Annotated in this window: 16 protein-coding genes; 5 read left to right on the forward strand and 11 right to left on the reverse strand. The window is 60.7% G+C overall.

The genetic code is table 11. The features are described from left to right. Positions 1-65: 65 nt before the first annotated feature. The 5 genes from PSH96_RS28550 to dadA form a co-directional block, all read right to left on the reverse strand. A complete protein-coding gene (locus PSH96_RS28550) occupies positions 66-482 on the reverse strand; it encodes a cytochrome c5 family protein (RefSeq protein ID WP_099488297.1) in 417 nt (138 codons plus the stop codon). Between the two features lie 181 nt (positions 483-663). After that, positions 664-1,212: a cupin domain-containing protein gene (locus tag PSH96_RS28555; RefSeq protein ID WP_017135864.1), complete on the reverse strand. Its 549-nt coding sequence runs from the start codon at positions 1,210-1,212 to the stop codon at positions 664-666. A 116-nt stretch (positions 1,213-1,328) separates the two neighbouring features. Further along, the gene (alr, locus tag PSH96_RS28560) at positions 1,329-2,402 is read right to left on the reverse strand and encodes an alanine racemase (RefSeq protein WP_305456611.1); all 1,074 of its coding nucleotides are present in this window, start codon (positions 2,400-2,402) and stop codon (positions 1,329-1,331) included. A 79-nt stretch (positions 2,403-2,481) separates the two neighbouring features. Further along, entirely contained in the window at positions 2,482-2,835 is a 354-nt protein-coding gene (locus PSH96_RS28565) for a RidA family protein (protein WP_305456614.1), read from the reverse strand. Then, on the reverse strand, positions 2,807-4,111 hold the full coding sequence (dadA, locus tag PSH96_RS28570) for a D-amino acid dehydrogenase (RefSeq protein WP_305456615.1): 1,305 nt from the start codon (positions 4,109-4,111) through the stop codon (positions 2,807-2,809). The genes PSH96_RS28565 and dadA overlap by 29 nt, the downstream gene beginning before the upstream one ends. Before the next feature lie 156 nt (positions 4,112-4,267). Between dadA and PSH96_RS28575 the strand changes: the two genes are divergently transcribed. Continuing rightward, the gene (locus tag PSH96_RS28575; RefSeq protein WP_003176896.1) at positions 4,268-4,756 is read left to right on the forward strand and encodes an Lrp/AsnC ligand binding domain-containing protein; all 489 of its coding nucleotides are present in this window, start codon (positions 4,268-4,270) and stop codon (positions 4,754-4,756) included. Between the two features lie 134 nt (positions 4,757-4,890). Here PSH96_RS28575 and PSH96_RS28580 read toward each other — a convergent pair whose 3' ends face one another. Next, complete coding sequence (locus PSH96_RS28580) at positions 4,891-5,244, reverse strand: YkgJ family cysteine cluster protein (protein WP_305456616.1); 354 nt, start codon at positions 5,242-5,244, stop codon at positions 4,891-4,893. Positions 5,245-5,359: 115 nt separating this feature from the next. On the opposite strand from PSH96_RS28580, the gene PSH96_RS28585 reads away from it, so the two are divergent. Continuing rightward, complete coding sequence (locus PSH96_RS28585; protein WP_305456618.1) at positions 5,360-6,652, forward strand: FAD-binding oxidoreductase; 1,293 nt, start codon at positions 5,360-5,362, stop codon at positions 6,650-6,652. On the opposite strand, the gene PSH96_RS28590 is transcribed toward PSH96_RS28585, so the two are convergent. Beyond that, complete coding sequence (locus PSH96_RS28590; protein WP_068933819.1) at positions 6,653-6,877, reverse strand: DUF1127 domain-containing protein; 225 nt, start codon at positions 6,875-6,877, stop codon at positions 6,653-6,655. It lies immediately after the preceding gene. A gap of 165 nt (positions 6,878-7,042) precedes the next feature. Here PSH96_RS28590 and PSH96_RS28595 point away from each other — a divergent pair, with 165 nt between their 5' ends. Both PSH96_RS28595 and PSH96_RS28600 read left to right on the forward strand, forming a co-directional pair. After that, positions 7,043-8,467: a PLP-dependent aminotransferase family protein gene (locus PSH96_RS28595; protein ID WP_305456620.1), complete on the forward strand. Its 1,425-nt coding sequence runs from the start codon at positions 7,043-7,045 to the stop codon at positions 8,465-8,467. Positions 8,468-8,528: 61 nt separating this feature from the next. Continuing rightward, positions 8,529-10,097 carry a phospholipase D family protein gene (locus PSH96_RS28600; protein ID WP_305456622.1) on the forward strand — a complete coding sequence of 523 codons (1,569 nt, stop codon included), beginning with the start codon at positions 8,529-8,531 and terminating at the stop codon, positions 10,095-10,097. Between the two features lie 126 nt (positions 10,098-10,223). On the opposite strand, the gene PSH96_RS28605 is transcribed toward PSH96_RS28600, so the two are convergent. Beyond that, entirely contained in the window at positions 10,224-11,366 is a 1,143-nt protein-coding gene (locus PSH96_RS28605) for an MFS transporter (protein WP_305456623.1), read from the reverse strand. A 180-nt stretch (positions 11,367-11,546) separates the two neighbouring features. Beyond that, positions 11,547-13,040: an aldehyde dehydrogenase gene (locus tag PSH96_RS28610; protein ID WP_305456624.1), complete on the reverse strand. Its 1,494-nt coding sequence runs from the start codon at positions 13,038-13,040 to the stop codon at positions 11,547-11,549. A 230-nt stretch (positions 13,041-13,270) separates the two neighbouring features. Between PSH96_RS28610 and PSH96_RS28615 the strand changes: the two genes are divergently transcribed. Then, the gene (locus tag PSH96_RS28615; RefSeq protein WP_017135853.1) at positions 13,271-13,633 is read left to right on the forward strand and encodes a cupin domain-containing protein; all 363 of its coding nucleotides are present in this window, start codon (positions 13,271-13,273) and stop codon (positions 13,631-13,633) included. Positions 13,634-13,704: 71 nt separating this feature from the next. Here PSH96_RS28615 and rpmG read toward each other — a convergent pair whose 3' ends face one another. After that, the gene (gene rpmG / locus PSH96_RS28620; protein ID WP_003176906.1) at positions 13,705-13,860 is read right to left on the reverse strand and encodes a 50S ribosomal protein L33; all 156 of its coding nucleotides are present in this window, start codon (positions 13,858-13,860) and stop codon (positions 13,705-13,707) included. Between the two features lie 11 nt (positions 13,861-13,871). Continuing rightward, positions 13,872-14,105, reverse strand: a complete 234-nt coding sequence (rpmB, locus tag PSH96_RS28625; protein WP_003176907.1) for a 50S ribosomal protein L28 — start codon at positions 14,103-14,105, stop codon at positions 13,872-13,874. Between the last annotated feature and the right edge of the window lie 378 nt (positions 14,106-14,483).

Here is a 14,483-nt window from a genome sequence, read left to right on the forward strand (position 1 = left end):
GCGTAGAAGTACAAATCGCAGGCACAAAAAAGCCGCTGGTCAGCGGCTTTTTGGCGAAGATCGGTTTATTTCAAACCCGACATCTTCTCGATTGCACCCTTGAGTTCGGCATCCGAGCAATCGGCGCAGGTACCTTTAGGCGGCATGGCGTTCAGGCCGGTGATGGCCTTGGCCAGCAGGCCGTCGAGGCCGCCTTGATGATCGGCGCGGTCTTTCCAGGCTGCGGTGTCACCGATTTTTGGTGCACCCAGCAAACCGGTGCCGTGGCATGCATTGCAGTGCTTGGCAATCACGTCATCCGGTGTCTTCGCGCCACCGCCGCCGCCCGCAGCCACGGCAACTTCCATCCCTTTGCATTCCTGGCCCTGGACACACACCTGGCCGACAGGCTCCAGGCGCTTGGCAATCTCATCATTGGTCGCAGCTTGAGCGCTGACAGCCCATAGGGCCAGTACGGTTGCTGGTGCAGCCAGCATTTTCATAATTAGGTTCACGCGTTCACCCTCAATGGTGGCTATTCACGCCTGCGGCCACGGTTTCGCAGGCGGCGAAAGTATAACGGTTAGCCCGTCAGGCCGAAACAACCCTATTAAATAAAGGGAGATTCGGCCCCACGGTTACAGCGACGGGTGTGTCTGCAACGCTGGCAGCACGCCTCTTCTGTCAAAAGTTCGCAGGTGTGGCTGCGCTGATTAGTCGCGCCGGCACATCGAACGGGTTGCGAAAACGATGCGGCTTGGTGCTTTCAAAGTAGTAGCTATCGCCGGCTTCGAGCACAAAAGTTTCAAGCCCGACCACCAATTCCAAACGACCTTCCACCAGAATCCCGGTTTCTTCGCCTTCGTGGGTGAGCATTTCTTCGCCCGTATCGGCGCCCGGCGGGTAGATCTCGTTAAGAAACGCAATCGCCCGGCTGGGGTGCGCGCGCCCGACGAGCTTCATAGTGACGGCACCGTCCGAGATGTCGATCAGCTCATTGGCTTTATAGACGATCTGCGTCGGTTTTTCCTGGAGGATCTCCTCGGAAAAGAACTCGACCATGGACATGGGGATACCGCCCAGCACCTTGCGCAAGGAGCTGATCGAGGGGCTGACACTGTTTTTTTCGATCATCGAAATGGTGCTGTTGGTGACACCCGCGCGCTTGGCGAGCTCACGCTGGGAAAGACCTTTGAGTTTACGGATGGATTGCAGTCGTTCGCCGACGTCCAATGCAGGAGCCTCCTAGGATTCAGGCTTTGTTGTAGTTGAGCTTTATCATGGCGACAGCGTTCAGTATTTACAACACTTGGGCCTAAATCCCGGCAGGCTCTGCTCGTAGGCGCGGCTTAAGCCCCGGAATAGAGCCTTGGCACGCGGCGCAGGTTGCAGAAAATCTGGTAGGGGATGGTTTCGGCAGCCGCCGCGACGTCACTGGCGAGGATATTTTTGCCCCACAGCTCCACGGTGGAACCGAGCCCGGCCTGGGGCACGTCGGTGAGGTCAACGCAGAGCATGTCCATGGACACACGGCCCAGCAACTGGCTGCGCTGGCCTGCCACCAGCACGGGCGTGCCGGTCGGTGCATGGCGCGGGTAGCCGTCGGCATAGCCCATGGCAACCACGCCGACGCGCATCGGTTTTGGCGTGATGAACTTGGCGCCGTAACCGATCGGCTCACCGGCCGGCAGTTCACGCACGCAGATGACTTTCGATTCCAGGGTCATCACCGGCTGCAAACGCGCGGCAATGGCCTGGTCCTCACCAAACGGCGTGGCGCCATAAAGCATGATGCCTGGGCGCACCCAGTCGCTGGACATAGTCGGCCAGCCCATCACCGACGGCGAATTGCGCAGGCTCACTTCGGCCGACAAACCTTGGCGTGCCGCTTCAAACACCGCCACTTGCTCATCACTGCGCACGCAATCGAGCTCATCGGCGCGGGCGAAGTGGCTCATCAGCACGATCTTGGCCACTTTGCCGCTGGCCAGCAGGCGCTGGTACGCCTCATGGTAATCCTTGGGGTGCAGGCCCACGCGGTGCATGCCCGAGTCGAGCTTGAGCCAAATGGTCAGCGGTTTGCTCAGCCGGGCTTGCTCGATGGCTTCCAACTGCCACAACGAATGCACCACGCACCAAAAATCATGCTCGATGATCAGCGGCAGTTCGTCAGCTTCGAAAAAACCTTCCAGCAGCAATACCGGCGCACGAATCCCCGCAGCCCGCAGCTCCAATGCCTCCTCGATGCACGCCACCGCAAACCCATCCGCCTCGGCTTCCAGCGCCTGGGCCACACGTACGGCACCATGGCCATAGGCATCCGCCTTGACCACGGCAAGGGCTTTGGCCCCCGTGACTTCACGGGCCAGTTGGTAGTTATGGCGCAGGGCTTGGAGGTCGATCAGGGCACGGGCAGGACGCATGGCGGCAGGCTTCTAGGCGGTAATGTGAAGAAAAACCGGCGCCGACTATCAGCCACGGCGCCGGGGGAAAAAGCTACGTTTAAGGCAGCGCCGCCACGACGGACAGCTCTACCAGAATTTCCGGTTCGCACAGCTTGGCCTCAACCGTCGCACGGGCCGGGGCCACGCCTTTAGGCAGCCACTTGTCCCACACCGCGTTCATGCCGGCGAAATCGGCGTCGATGTCTTTGAGGTAGATCGTCACCGACAGCAACTTGGTTTTGTCGGTGCCGGCCAGGTCCAGCAAACGCTCGATGTTGGCCAGGGTTTCGTGGGTCTGCTGTTCAATCCCGGCATTCATGTCGTCACCGACTTGCCCTGCCAGATACACGGTACCGCTGTGAACAACGACCTGGCTCATGCGCTCATTGGTGAGCTGGCGCTGGATTGACATGTTTTGCGGACTCCTGGTGGTTGCTGCCGTAACGGGAAATATCGAGACCTTCGGCGCTGATCTGCGGCGTTTTTTTCGCCATCAGGTCAGCCAGCAAACGGCCAGAGCCGCACGCCATGGTCCAGCCAAGGGTGCCGTGGCCGGTGTTCAGGAACAGGTTCTTGAACGGGGTGGCACCGACAATCGGCGTGCCGTCGGGTGTGGTCGGGCGCAGGCCGGTCCAGAAAGTGGCTTCGGTCAAATCGCCGCCTTGAGGATAAAGGTCGTTGACGATCATCTCCAGGGTTTCACGTCGACGAGGGTTCAGCGACAGGTCAAAACCGGCTATTTCAGCCATGCCGCCGACGCGAATGCGGTTGTCGAAACGCGTGATCGCGACCTTGTAGGTCTCATCCAGAATGGTCGAAGTCGGCGCCATCGCCGGGTTGGTGATCGGCACGGTCAGCGAGTAACCCTTCAGCGGATACACCGGCGCCTTGATCCCCAGCGGCTTGAGCAGCTTGGACGAGTAACTGCCCAGGGCCAGCACGTAGCGGTCGGCGGTTTCCAGCTTGCCATCGATCCACACGCCATTGACGCGATCACCGGCGTAGTCGAGACGCTGGATGTCCTGTTCGAAACGGAATTCCACGCCCAACTGCTTGCACATGTCCACCAGACGCGTGGTGAACATCTGGCAGTCGCCGGTCTGGTCGTTGGGCAGGCGCAGGGCGCCGGCGAGGATATCGGTGACGCTGGCCAGGGCTGGCTCAACGCGGGCAATGCCGGCGCGGTCGAGCAGCTCGAACGGCACGCCGGACTCTTTCAATACGGCAATGTCTTTGGCCGCGCCATCCAACTGAGCCTGGGTGCGGAACAACTGAGTAGTGCCGAGGCTGCGGCCTTCGTAGGCAATACCGGTTTCTGCACGCAATTCGTCGAGGCAATCACGGCTGTACTCGGACAGGCGCACCATGCGCTCTTTGTTCACCGCGTAACGGCTCTGGGTGCAGTTGCGCAGCATCTGCGCCATCCACAGGTACTGATCGATATCGGCAGTGGCCTTGATCGCCAGTGGCGCGTGGCGTTGCAGCAACCACTTGATGGCCTTGAGCGGCACGCCCGGTGCGGCCCATGGCGAGGCATAACCCGGCGACACCTGGCCTGCGTTGGCGAAACTGGTTTCCATGGCAGCAGCGGGCTGACGGTCGACCACAACCACTTCAAAGCCGGCCCGCGCCAAATAGTAGGCACTGGTCACCCCAATGACGCCGCTACCCAAGACCAGAACGCGCATTTTTATATCCTCATCACGGGCTTAGCCGCTGACGTGTGTTATTCGAGCAATGATGGGCGCAGTGTAAAAAACAATGACCAGTGCATTTCACTATATAAATGCCTATATTTGGCGACAATTCTCGGCAAAAACCCTTTTCACAGAGGCGTATCCCCTATGCGTACCAACACCCAGACCAAGCGGGAGCTGGACAAGATCGACCGCAATATCCTGCGCATCCTGCAAACCGATGGGCGTATTTCGTTCACGGAGCTGGGGGAAAAGGTCGGGCTGTCGACCACGCCGTGCACCGAGCGGGTCCGCCGCCTGGAGCGCGAAGGGATCATCATGGGCTACAACGCGCGGCTCAACCCGCAGCATTTGAAGGGGAGTTTGCTGGTATTTGTCGAGATCAGCCTGGATTACAAGTCGGGCGACACCTTTGAGGAATTCCGTCGCGCCGTGCTGAAGCTGCCCCATGTGCTGGAGTGCCACTTGGTGTCAGGCGACTTCGACTACCTGGTGAAGGCGCGGATTTCCGAGATGGCCTCGTACCGCAAATTGCTCGGCGATATCTTGCTCAAACTGCCGCATGTGCGCGAGTCCAAGAGCTATATCGTGATGGAAGAGGTGAAAGAGAGCCTTAACCTGCCGATACCTGACTGACCAAATGACACAACTCGGTCAAATGTGGGAGCTGGCTTGCCTGCGATAGCGGTGGATCAGTCAGCACATGTTTGCCTGATCCACCGCTATCGCAGGCAAGCCAGCTCCCACATTTTTTTGATCCGGTACATCCGTCACACCAGTACTTGCCGAGTGCTCGCCATGTATTCGTGAATTTGCTTCTCCACCCGCGGGTGAATCAACTCCACCGGCCGCCGCCCATTCGGACACGGCAAGGTCTTGGTAGTGCCAAACAGCCGGCAGATCAGCGGCCGCTCGTCATACACGGTGCAGCCGTTCGGCCCCAGGTGCACGCAGTTCAGCTCGTCCATGGCCGCATCCTGCTCGGCGGCAGTCTTGCGTGGCAGGCGCGACATTTCCTCGGGCGAAGTGGTCACCGGCCCACAGCAATCGTGGCAGCCGGGGACGCATTCGAACGAAGGGATCTGCTTGCGCAGCGCGCTGATTTTCTGGCTGTTGCAACTCATCGAAACACTTACCGAACGGCGAATAGGCGTGGATTCTGACCCAAAACGTGCTGCGCAGACAGCTTCGTCCGACCGCTGTATCCTGCGTCAAATTTTCCAAACAGGGATGCTCCCCATGACCGCCAGCGCCCGGCACACCGCTTCCTACTACGCCGCCAGCAGCGTTTCACAGCCCGACTACCCGGCGTTGATGGGCGAAGTACGCGCCGATGTGTGCGTAATTGGCGGCGGCTATTCCGGCATAAACACAGCCCTGGAGCTGGCCGAACGCGGCTTTAGCGTGGTGCTGCTGGAAGCGCGCAAGCTCGGCTGGGGCGCCAGCGGCCGCAACGGCGGGCAGTTGATTCGCGGCGTCGGCCACGGCCTGGACCAGTTCAGCAACGTGATCGGCAGCGACGGCGTGCGCCAGATGAAGCTGATGGGCCTGGAAGCCGTCGAGATCGTGCGCGAGCGGGTCGAGCGCTATCAGATCCCCTGCGACCTGACCTGGGGTTACTGCGACCTCGCCAACAAACCCCGCGACCTGATCGGCCTGGCCGAAGACGCCGAAGAACTGCGCAACCTCGGTTATCGCCATGAAGTACGTCTGCTGCAAGCCAACGAGATGAGCAGCGTGATCGGCTCCGAGCGCTATGTAGGCGGCATGATCGACATGGGTTCCGGCCATTTGCACCCGCTGAACCTGGCCCTCGGCGAAGCCGCCGCCGCGCAGCAGCTGGGCGTGAAGCTGTTTGAGCAGTCCGAAGTGACGCGCATCGACTACGGCCCTGAGGTCAACGTGCACACCGCCAATGGCAACGTGCGCGCCAATACCCTGGTGCTGGCCTGCAACGCCTACCTCAACGGCCTGAACCCACAATTGAGCGGTAAGGTATTGCCCGCCGGCAGCTACATCATCGCTACCGAACCCTTAAGTGAAGCCCAGGCCGCCAGCCTGCTGCCGCAGAACATGGCGGTGTGCGATCAACGCGTGACCGTGGATTACTTCCGCCTGTCCGCCGACCGCCGCCTGCTGTTCGGCGGAGCCTGCCACTATTCCGGCCGCGACCCGCAGGACATCGGCGCCTATATGCGCCCCAAAATGCTCAAGGTGTTCCCGCAACTGGCGGACGTGAAGATCGACTACCAATGGGGCGGCATGATCGGCATCGGCGCCAACCGCCTGCCGCAGATCGGCCGGCTGGCCGATTATCCCAATGTATATTACGCCCAGGCATACGCCGGCCACGGCCTCAACGCCACCCACCTGGCAGGCAAGCTGCTGGCCGAAGCCATCAGCGGCCAACAGCAGGGGCGTTTTGATTTGTTCGCCCAGGTGCCGCACATCACCTTCCCCGGCGGCAAACATCTGCGCTCGCCGCTGTTGGCACTGGGGATGCTCTGGCACCGCTTCAAAGAACTGCTCTGATCAGTCGCGCCAGAACGGCTTCATGCCTTCCTGGCGCGCCTGTTCGGCGGTCAACCCGACGTCACGCAGTTGCTCACCGGTCAGGTGCAGCAAGGCTTTGCGCGTGTGGCGGCGGTGCCAGAACAGACTCCAGCGGCTGATATCGCGCGGCGCCTTCGCCCGCTCCTGCCCTGCCTGCAATTGCTGACTGTGTAACATCAACCGCACATCGCTCATGCCGTTCATCGTGTTGCCCCTCATTTGCCTGTTGCCATGAGTGACTAGGATGGGCGCGCGGGCAAAACCATTACAGATTCAAATAACCTTTATTAAATCCATACAGATACTGCCCATTAAGGGCTGAATCCTGTATTTTGCGCCTATCTGTACTGGTCCCTCGGAGCGATCACCATGACCCTCTACGTCAACCTCGCCGAATTACTGGGCACGCGCATCGAGCAGGGTTTCTATCGCCCCGGCGATCGCTTGCCATCCGTGCGGGCCTTGAGTGTGGAACACGGGGTGAGCCTGAGCACCGTGCAACAAGCCTATCGCTTGCTGGAAGACCACGGCCTGGCGATGCCAAAGCCCAAGTCGGGCTACTTTGTGCCGGTCGGACGCGAGTTGCCGGCGCTGCCGGAAATCGGCCGCCCGGCACAGCGCCCGGTGGAAATCTCGCAGTGGGACCAGGTGCTGGAACTGATTCGCGCCGTGCCGCGCAAAGACGTCATACAGATGGGCCGCGGCATGCCGGATGTACTGTCGCCGACCATGAAACCATTGCTGCGCAGCCTGGCCCGCGTGAGCCGACGCCAGGATCTGCCGGGCCTGTATTACGACAATATCCTTGGCTGTATGGAGTTGCGTGAGCAGATCGCCCGACTGTCTCTGGATTCCGGCTGTCAGCTGACTGCCGAAGATATCGTGATCACCACCGGCTGCCATGAGGCGCTGTCCGCCAGCATCCACGCGATTTGCGAGCCTGGGGATATCGTCGCAGTCGACTCACCAAGCTTTCACGGCGCCATGCAGACCCTCAAAGGCCTGGGCATGAAGGCGCTGGAAATCCCCACCGACCCCATCACCGGCATCAGCCTTGAAGCGCTGGAGCTGGCGCTGGAACAGTGGCCGATCAAGGTCATCCAGCTGACGCCCAACTGCAATAACCCGCTGGGCTATATCATGCCCGAGGCACGCAAACGCGCGCTGCTGACCCTGGCCCAGCGCTTTGACGTGGCGATTATTGAAGACGATGTGTATGGCGAATTGGCCTACAGCTACCCGCGCCCACGCACGATCAAATCCTTCGACGAAGATGGCCGTGTGCTGCTGTGCAGCTCGTTCTCGAAAACCCTGGCGCCCGGCCTGCGCATCGGCTGGGTGGCGCCAGGGCGCTATCTTGAGCGGGTGCTGCACATGAAATACATCAGCACCGGTTCCACGGCGACGCAACCGCAGATCGCCATCGCCGAGTTTCTCAAAAACGGCCACTTCGAGCCGCATTTGCGGCGGATGCGCACCCAATACCAGCGTAATCGCGACTTGATGCTCGATTGGGTCAGCCGCTACTTTCCGGCCGGCACCCGTGCCAGCCGGCCCCAAGGCAGCTTCATGCTGTGGATAGAACTGCCGGAAGGCTTTGATACCTTGAAACTCAACCGCGTGCTGGTGGAACAAGGCGTACAGGTGGCAGTGGGCAGCATCTTTTCCGCCTCCGGCAAATACCGTAATTGCCTGCGCATGAACTACGCTGCCAAGCCAACGCCGCAGATCGAAGAGGCAGTGCGCAAGGTGGGGGCCGCCGCGATGAAGATGCTCGCCGAGGTGACCGACTGACCTTTCCCCGCAATCTGCCGTCATATCCCACAACCGCCCCGACCTGGAAGCAGTGCCCTTGATGATTCGACGGCTTTTACCGTTTTTGCTGCTGGGCGCCCTGACGCTGAGTGGCTGCGCCACGGTCGATGCACCGCGCATCCCCAGCGACGCCCTGCCTGCGGCGCAATCCTCGTTCGGCCGCTCGATCCAGGCCCAGGCGGCGCCGTACCAGGGTCGTTCGGGCTTTCGCCTGTTGCCCAACAGCAGCGAAGCCTTCATGGCCCGGGCCGAGCTGATCCGCAATGCCCAGAGCAGCCTCGACCTGCAGTACTACATCGTGCACGACGGCATCAGCACGCGCATGCTCGTGGATGAACTGCTCAAAGCCGCCGACCGTGGCGTGCGCATCCGCATCCTGCTGGACGACACCACCAGCGACGGCCTCGATCAGGTTATCGCCACCCTCGCCGCCCACCCGCAGATCCAGATTCGCCTGTTCAACCCGCTGCACCTGGGCCGCAGCACCGGCGTGACGCGGGCGATGGGCCGGCTGTTCAACCTGTCGCTGCAACACCGGCGCATGCACAACAAGCTGTGGCTGGCGGATAACAGTGTGGCCATTGTTGGCGGGCGCAACCTGGGCGATGAGTATTTCGATGCCGAGCCCAACCTCAATTTCACCGATATCGACATGCTCAGCGTCGGCCCAGTGGCCGAGCAGCTCGGGCACAGCTTTGATCAGTACTGGAACAGCGCACTGAGCAAACCCATCGACGATTTCGTCTCAAGCACCCCATCCAGGGGCGACCTGAACGCCGCACGCGCACGCCTGCAAGATTCGCTGGCCGAGTCGCGCCAGCAGAATCACGCCCTCTACAACCGCTTGCGCACCTACCAGACACAACCGCGCATGGACATCTGGCGCCGCGAGCTGATCTGGGCCTGGAACCAGGCGCTATGGGATGCGCCGAGCAAAGTGCTGGCCAAGGCTGACCCCGACCCACGCTTGCTGTTGACCACCCAACTGGCACCGGAGCTGGAGGGCGTCAGCCATGAGCTGATGATGATTTCGGCGTATTTCGTGCCGGGGCAACCCGGGCTGGTGTACCTGACCGGTCGCGCCGATGCGGGCGTATCAGTCAGCCTGCTGACCAATTCCCTCGAAGCCACCGACGTACCCGCCGTGCACGGCGGCTATGCGCCCTATCGCAAGGCGTTGCTGGAGCACGGCGTAAAACTCTACGAGCTGCGCCGCCAACCGGGCGATGCGGGCGGTGGCAGTGGCCCGCACCTGTTTCGCCGAGGCGCCTTCCACGGCTCGGACTCCAGCCTGCACAGCAAGGCGATGATCTTTGATCGGCACAAGTCGTTTATCGGCTCGTTCAACTTCGACCCGCGCTCGGTGCTGTGGAACACCGAAGTCGGGGTGCTGGTGGACAGCCCCGAGCTGGCGGAACACGTGCGCAACCTGGCGCTGCAAGGCATGGCGCCGGCGTTGAGCTATGAGGCGAAACTGCAGAATGGCCAGGTGGTGTGGGTGACCGAGGATAACGGCCAGTTGCACACCCTGACACGGGAGCCAGGCAGTTGGTGGCGCAGGTTTAATGCGTGGTTCGCCACCAGTGTTGGCCTGGAACGCATGCTGTAAGAACGTCATAGAACTACTGTGGGAGCCGGGCTTGCCCGCGATGGCGGAGTGTCAGGTACTTATGGGTAAGCTGGCACACCGCTATCGCAGGCAAGCCAGCTCCCACAGTTGATTGCATTTCAAGGTTTAAGCAGGCTGTGCGGTACCGAATGCGCCCTGGCGCAGCAGCAACACCACCAGCCCCAGCGCCCCGGCTGCCATCAACAACGGCAGCGCGTGCCCGCTGATCCATTGGCTGCCCGCCCCGGCTACCAGCGGGCCGATCAGGCAACCGATGCCCCACAGCTGCGCCACGTGGGCATTGGCGCGCACCAGCGCGTCGTCGCGATAACGCTCACCGATCAGGATCAGCGACAAGGTGAACAACCCACCGGCGCTGGCGCCAAAGATCACCCACACCGGCCAGATCAACTGCGTATGCAGCAGCAATGGAATCGCCAGGCTTGAGGCCAACAACAACACGGCGCAGCTCAAGAACAAGGTGCGACGTGGCAGGTAGTCGGCCAAAGCGCCAATGGGCAATTGCAACAGCGCATCACCTACCACCACGGTGCTGACCATGGCCAAGGCAATCTCGGCGGTGAAGCCCTGCTGCAGGCAGTACACCGGCAGCAGCGTCAGAATCATCGCCTCGAACGCGGCGAACAAGGCCACCGCCCAGGCAATTGCCGGCAAAGTCAGGCAGAAGCGCCACAAATCACTGAAGGTCACGCTGAAGGACTCGGCGGTTGGAGCGCCGGAACGCCCCAGCAGCAACAGCGGCGCGACCACCAACAAGCCAACGCCGACCCAGAAGCCATAGTCATGGTCAGTGCCGAGCACGCCCAGCAGCAGCGGGCCCGACAGCTGGCTCAAGGCATAGCTGCAGCCGTACAGCGCCACCAGACGGCCACGCCATTGCTCGACCACCAACTGGTTGATCCAGCTTTCACCCAGGATAAACACGATGGTCAGGATCACGCCGATCATCAGCCGCAGCACCAGCCACACCGGGTAGCTTGGCAGTATTGCCAGCAAACCGATCGAGATGGCACCGGCCCATAGGCACAGGCGCATCAGGTTGGCAGTGCCCAGCCACGAGGCCATCCGGCTGGAGACCTTCGCGCCGAGCAGTACGCCAAAAGCCGGCATGGTGGCCATCACGCCAATGGCGAAGCTGCCATACCCCCAGCCTTCGAGGCGCAGGGACACCAGCGGCATGCTGACGCCCAGGGCCAGGCCGACGCTGAGGACAGAGGCCAGCACGGCGAAATAAGTCGCCCAACGCATTTCCACGCTCCTGTGGATAATTATCAAGACCCTACAAAACAGTGTGGGAGCAGGCTTATGTGGGAGCCGGGCTTGCCCGCGATGCAGGCACCTCGGTTTATCTGTTACACCGAGTTGATGCTATCGCAGGCAAGCCAGCTCCCACACAAACCGGCTCCCACATTTGACCTGCGGTGTTGCTTACAGCTTGATCCAGGTCGATTTCAGTTCAGTGTACTTGTCGAACGCGTGCAGCGACTTGTCGCGACCGTTACCCGACTGTTTGAAACCACCAAAGGGTGCAGTCATGTCGCCGCCATCGTATTGGTTGACCCACACGCTACCGGCGCGCAAGGCCTTGGCAGTCAGGTGCGCCTTGGAAATATCGGCGGTCCATACGGCTGCGGCCAGGCCATAAATGGTGTCGTTGGCAATGGCGACCGCTTCTTCGGCGCTGTCGAATGTGATCACTGACAGCACTGGGCCGAAGATCTCTTCCTGGGCGATCTTCATGGCGTTGGTCACGCCGTCGAAAATCGTCGGCTCCACATAGGTGCCACCGGTTTCTTGCAGGGTGCGCTTGCCGCCCGCCACCAGCTTGGCGCCGTCGGCATGGCCAGCTTCGATGTACGACAGCACGTTATTCATCTGCTGGGTGTCCACCAGGGCACCGACGTTGGTCGCCGGGTCCAGCGGGTTGCCTGGCTTCCAGCCCTTGAGAGCCTCGATCACCAGCGGCAGGAATTTATCCTTGATGGAGCGCTCGACCAGCAGGCGCGAGCCGGCGGTGCAGACTTCGCCCTGGTTGAAGGCGATGGCGCCAGCGGCAGATTCGGCGGCGGCTTGCAGGTCCGGCGCATCGGCAAACACGATATTCGGGCTCTTGCCGCCCGCTTCCAGCCATACACGCTTCATGTTCGACTCGCCGGAGCGGATCAACAGTTGCTTGGCGATTTTTGTGGAACCGGTAAACACCAGGGTGTCGACGTCCATGTGCAGCGCCAGCGCGTTGCCCACGGTGTGACCGTAGCCCGGCAGCACGTTCAACACGCCTTTTGGAATGCCGGCTTCAACCGCCAGGGCCGCGATGCGGATGGCCGTCAGTGGGGATTTCTCGGACGGCTTGAGGATCACCGAGTTACCGGTGGACAGCGCAGGGCCGAGTTTCCAGCACGCCATCATCAGCGGGAAGTTCCACGGCACGATGGCACCCACTACGCCGACCGGCTCGCGGGTCACCAGGCCCAACTGGTTGTGCGGGGTGGCGGCGACTTCGTCGTAAATCTTGTCGATCGCCTCGCCGCTCCAGCTAAGGGCGTTGGCGGCGCCCGGCACGTCAATTCCCAGGGAGTCGGAAATCGGCTTGCCCATGTCCAGGGTTTCGAGCAGCGCCAGCTCTTCGGCATTGGCGTTGAGCAGCGCGGCGAAACGGATCATGACGGCTTTGCGCTTGGCCGGCGCCAGGCGCGACCAGACCCCGGAATTGAACGTCGCGCGGGCGTTTTCGACAGCGCGCTGGGCGTCGGCGACGTCACAGCTGGCAACGGTGGCCAGCAAGCGGCCATCGACCGGGCTGATGCATTCGAACGTGTCACCGGAAACAGCAGCGGTGTACTCACCATTGATGTAGGCGCGGCCTTCGATCTTCAGATCCTTGGCGCGTTGTTCCCAATCGGCACGGGTCAGGGTGGTCATGCGAGTGTCCTCCTCTTATTGAATACAAGGGCCAGGTGATGTCCCCCGGCAGCCTTAAAGAATTCTTGCCCGGCCAGCCTGCTGTTCGGCTCAAGGCAGCTGCCACCCTAAACCAGCGGCTGGGGGTGTTTCAATATATTTGACATAAGGGCGGTAAACGCCCTTGCGATGTTCATTTTAATAAACATAGACTTTGGGCTCTCCAACCGCAGGCCAGACGGGACACACACATGAGCATCCAGGATATCGTCGACTTCAGCCAAGCCAACACCACCCCGGACCGCTACCGCCCGGCCGCCGAAAAAATTCTCAAGGGCGACCCCGAGCAAACCATTTATAACCACTACAACAGCCCGTGCGGCCAGATGAACGCCGGCGTGTGGGAAGGTGAAGTCGGGCAGTGGAAGGTCAATTACAGCGAGCATGAGTATTGCGAGATTGTGCAGGGGGTTTCGGTACTGCGTGATGCCGATGGCAATGCCAAGACCTTGCGTGCCGGCGACCGTTTCGTGATTCCTGCCGGGTTCAGCGGCACCTGGGAAGTGCTGGAGCCGTGCCGCAAGATCTACGTGGTGTTCGAGCAGAAAGCCTGATCAGCACATTTCAGGCAAAAAAAAGCCCGTCTCGTGAGAGACGGGCTTTTTTTCACAAGGAAGAAAATCAATTACTTGATTTTGCCTTCTTTGTAGATCACGTGCTTGCGAACGCGCGGGTCGAACATTTTCTTTTCGAGCTTGTCCGGGGTAGTACGCTTGTTCTTGTCGGTAGTGTAGAAGTGACCAGTACCGGCGCTAGAGATCATTCGAATCAATTCACGCATGATAGAGCTCCTTAGATCTTGCCGGCGGCGCGGATTTCGGCCAGCACGACAGTGATGCCACGCTTGTCGATGATACGCATGCCTTTGGCAGATACACGCAGGCGAACAAAACGTTTCTCTTCTTCAACCCAGAAGCGGTGATGCTGCAGGTTCGGCAGGAAACGACGACGGGTTTTGTTATTTGCGTGGGAAATGTTATTCCCAGTCACCGGACCCTTACCGGTAACTTGACAGACTCTCGACATGCCTCAGCCCTCTAAAACCACATGCCCAACCCGGCATGGGTTGGCCGCTTAATCTCTCAGTCATTTGGCGCCAGGCGCCGCGTTTCTTTAAGGGTCTTACCGGCTACACCTACAGTGAAGGAACCGGGCCCCTAGAAAAGAGCGCTGCTTTATACCAGAAAGACCCCAATGCAACAACAGCCCGTGTGTTTTTACCGGCGTAAATCTTGGCAATAGATGCCCGAACCGTTGCCAGGAGGGGTCGCTGCACCAGCCGACCACTCGTCGCACAGAATGATTTACCGCGCCCGCCGGCACACAAAAGTGCAAGACGAAACGCGCTGAGGCGCCATCAAAACAGCATTCGCGCCAAAAGCACAGGCAAAAATGGGCTAGTCA

Source organism: Pseudomonas sp. FP2338 (assembly GCF_030687515.1).
Taxonomy (GTDB): Bacteria; Pseudomonadota; Gammaproteobacteria; order Pseudomonadales; family Pseudomonadaceae; genus Aquipseudomonas; species Aquipseudomonas salomonii.

Coding starts and splice junctions, on each gene's coding strand:
- PSH96_RS28550 (WP_099488297.1), bottom strand. CDS start 482: ATGAAAATGCTGGCTGCACCAGCAACCGTACTGGCCCTATGGGCTGTC.
- alr (WP_305456611.1), bottom strand. CDS start 2,402: ATGCGTCCTGCCCGTGCCCTGATCGACCTCCAAGCCCTGCGCCATAAC.
- PSH96_RS28565 (WP_305456614.1), bottom strand. CDS start 2,835: ATGTCAATCCAGCGCCAGCTCACCAATGAGCGCATGAGCCAGGTCGTT.
- dadA (WP_305456615.1), bottom strand. CDS start 4,111: ATGCGCGTTCTGGTCTTGGGTAGCGGCGTCATTGGGGTGACCAGTGCC.
- PSH96_RS28575 (WP_003176896.1), top strand. CDS start 4,268: ATGCGTACCAACACCCAGACCAAGCGGGAGCTGGACAAGATCGACCGC.
- PSH96_RS28580 (WP_305456616.1), bottom strand. CDS start 5,244: ATGAGTTGCAACAGCCAGAAAATCAGCGCGCTGCGCAAGCAGATCCCT.
- PSH96_RS28585 (WP_305456618.1), top strand. CDS start 5,360: ATGACCGCCAGCGCCCGGCACACCGCTTCCTACTACGCCGCCAGCAGC.
- PSH96_RS28590 (WP_068933819.1), bottom strand. CDS start 6,877: ATGAACGGCATGAGCGATGTGCGGTTGATGTTACACAGTCAGCAATTG.
- PSH96_RS28595 (WP_305456620.1), top strand. CDS start 7,043: ATGACCCTCTACGTCAACCTCGCCGAATTACTGGGCACGCGCATCGAG.
- PSH96_RS28600 (WP_305456622.1), top strand. CDS start 8,529: ATGATTCGACGGCTTTTACCGTTTTTGCTGCTGGGCGCCCTGACGCTG.
- PSH96_RS28605 (WP_305456623.1), bottom strand. CDS start 11,366: ATGCGTTGGGCGACTTATTTCGCCGTGCTGGCCTCTGTCCTCAGCGTC.
- PSH96_RS28610 (WP_305456624.1), bottom strand. CDS start 13,040: ATGACCACCCTGACCCGTGCCGATTGGGAACAACGCGCCAAGGATCTG.
- PSH96_RS28615 (WP_017135853.1), top strand. CDS start 13,271: ATGAGCATCCAGGATATCGTCGACTTCAGCCAAGCCAACACCACCCCG.
- rpmG (WP_003176906.1), bottom strand. CDS start 13,860: ATGCGTGAATTGATTCGAATGATCTCTAGCGCCGGTACTGGTCACTTC.
- rpmB (WP_003176907.1), bottom strand. CDS start 14,105: ATGTCGAGAGTCTGTCAAGTTACCGGTAAGGGTCCGGTGACTGGGAAT.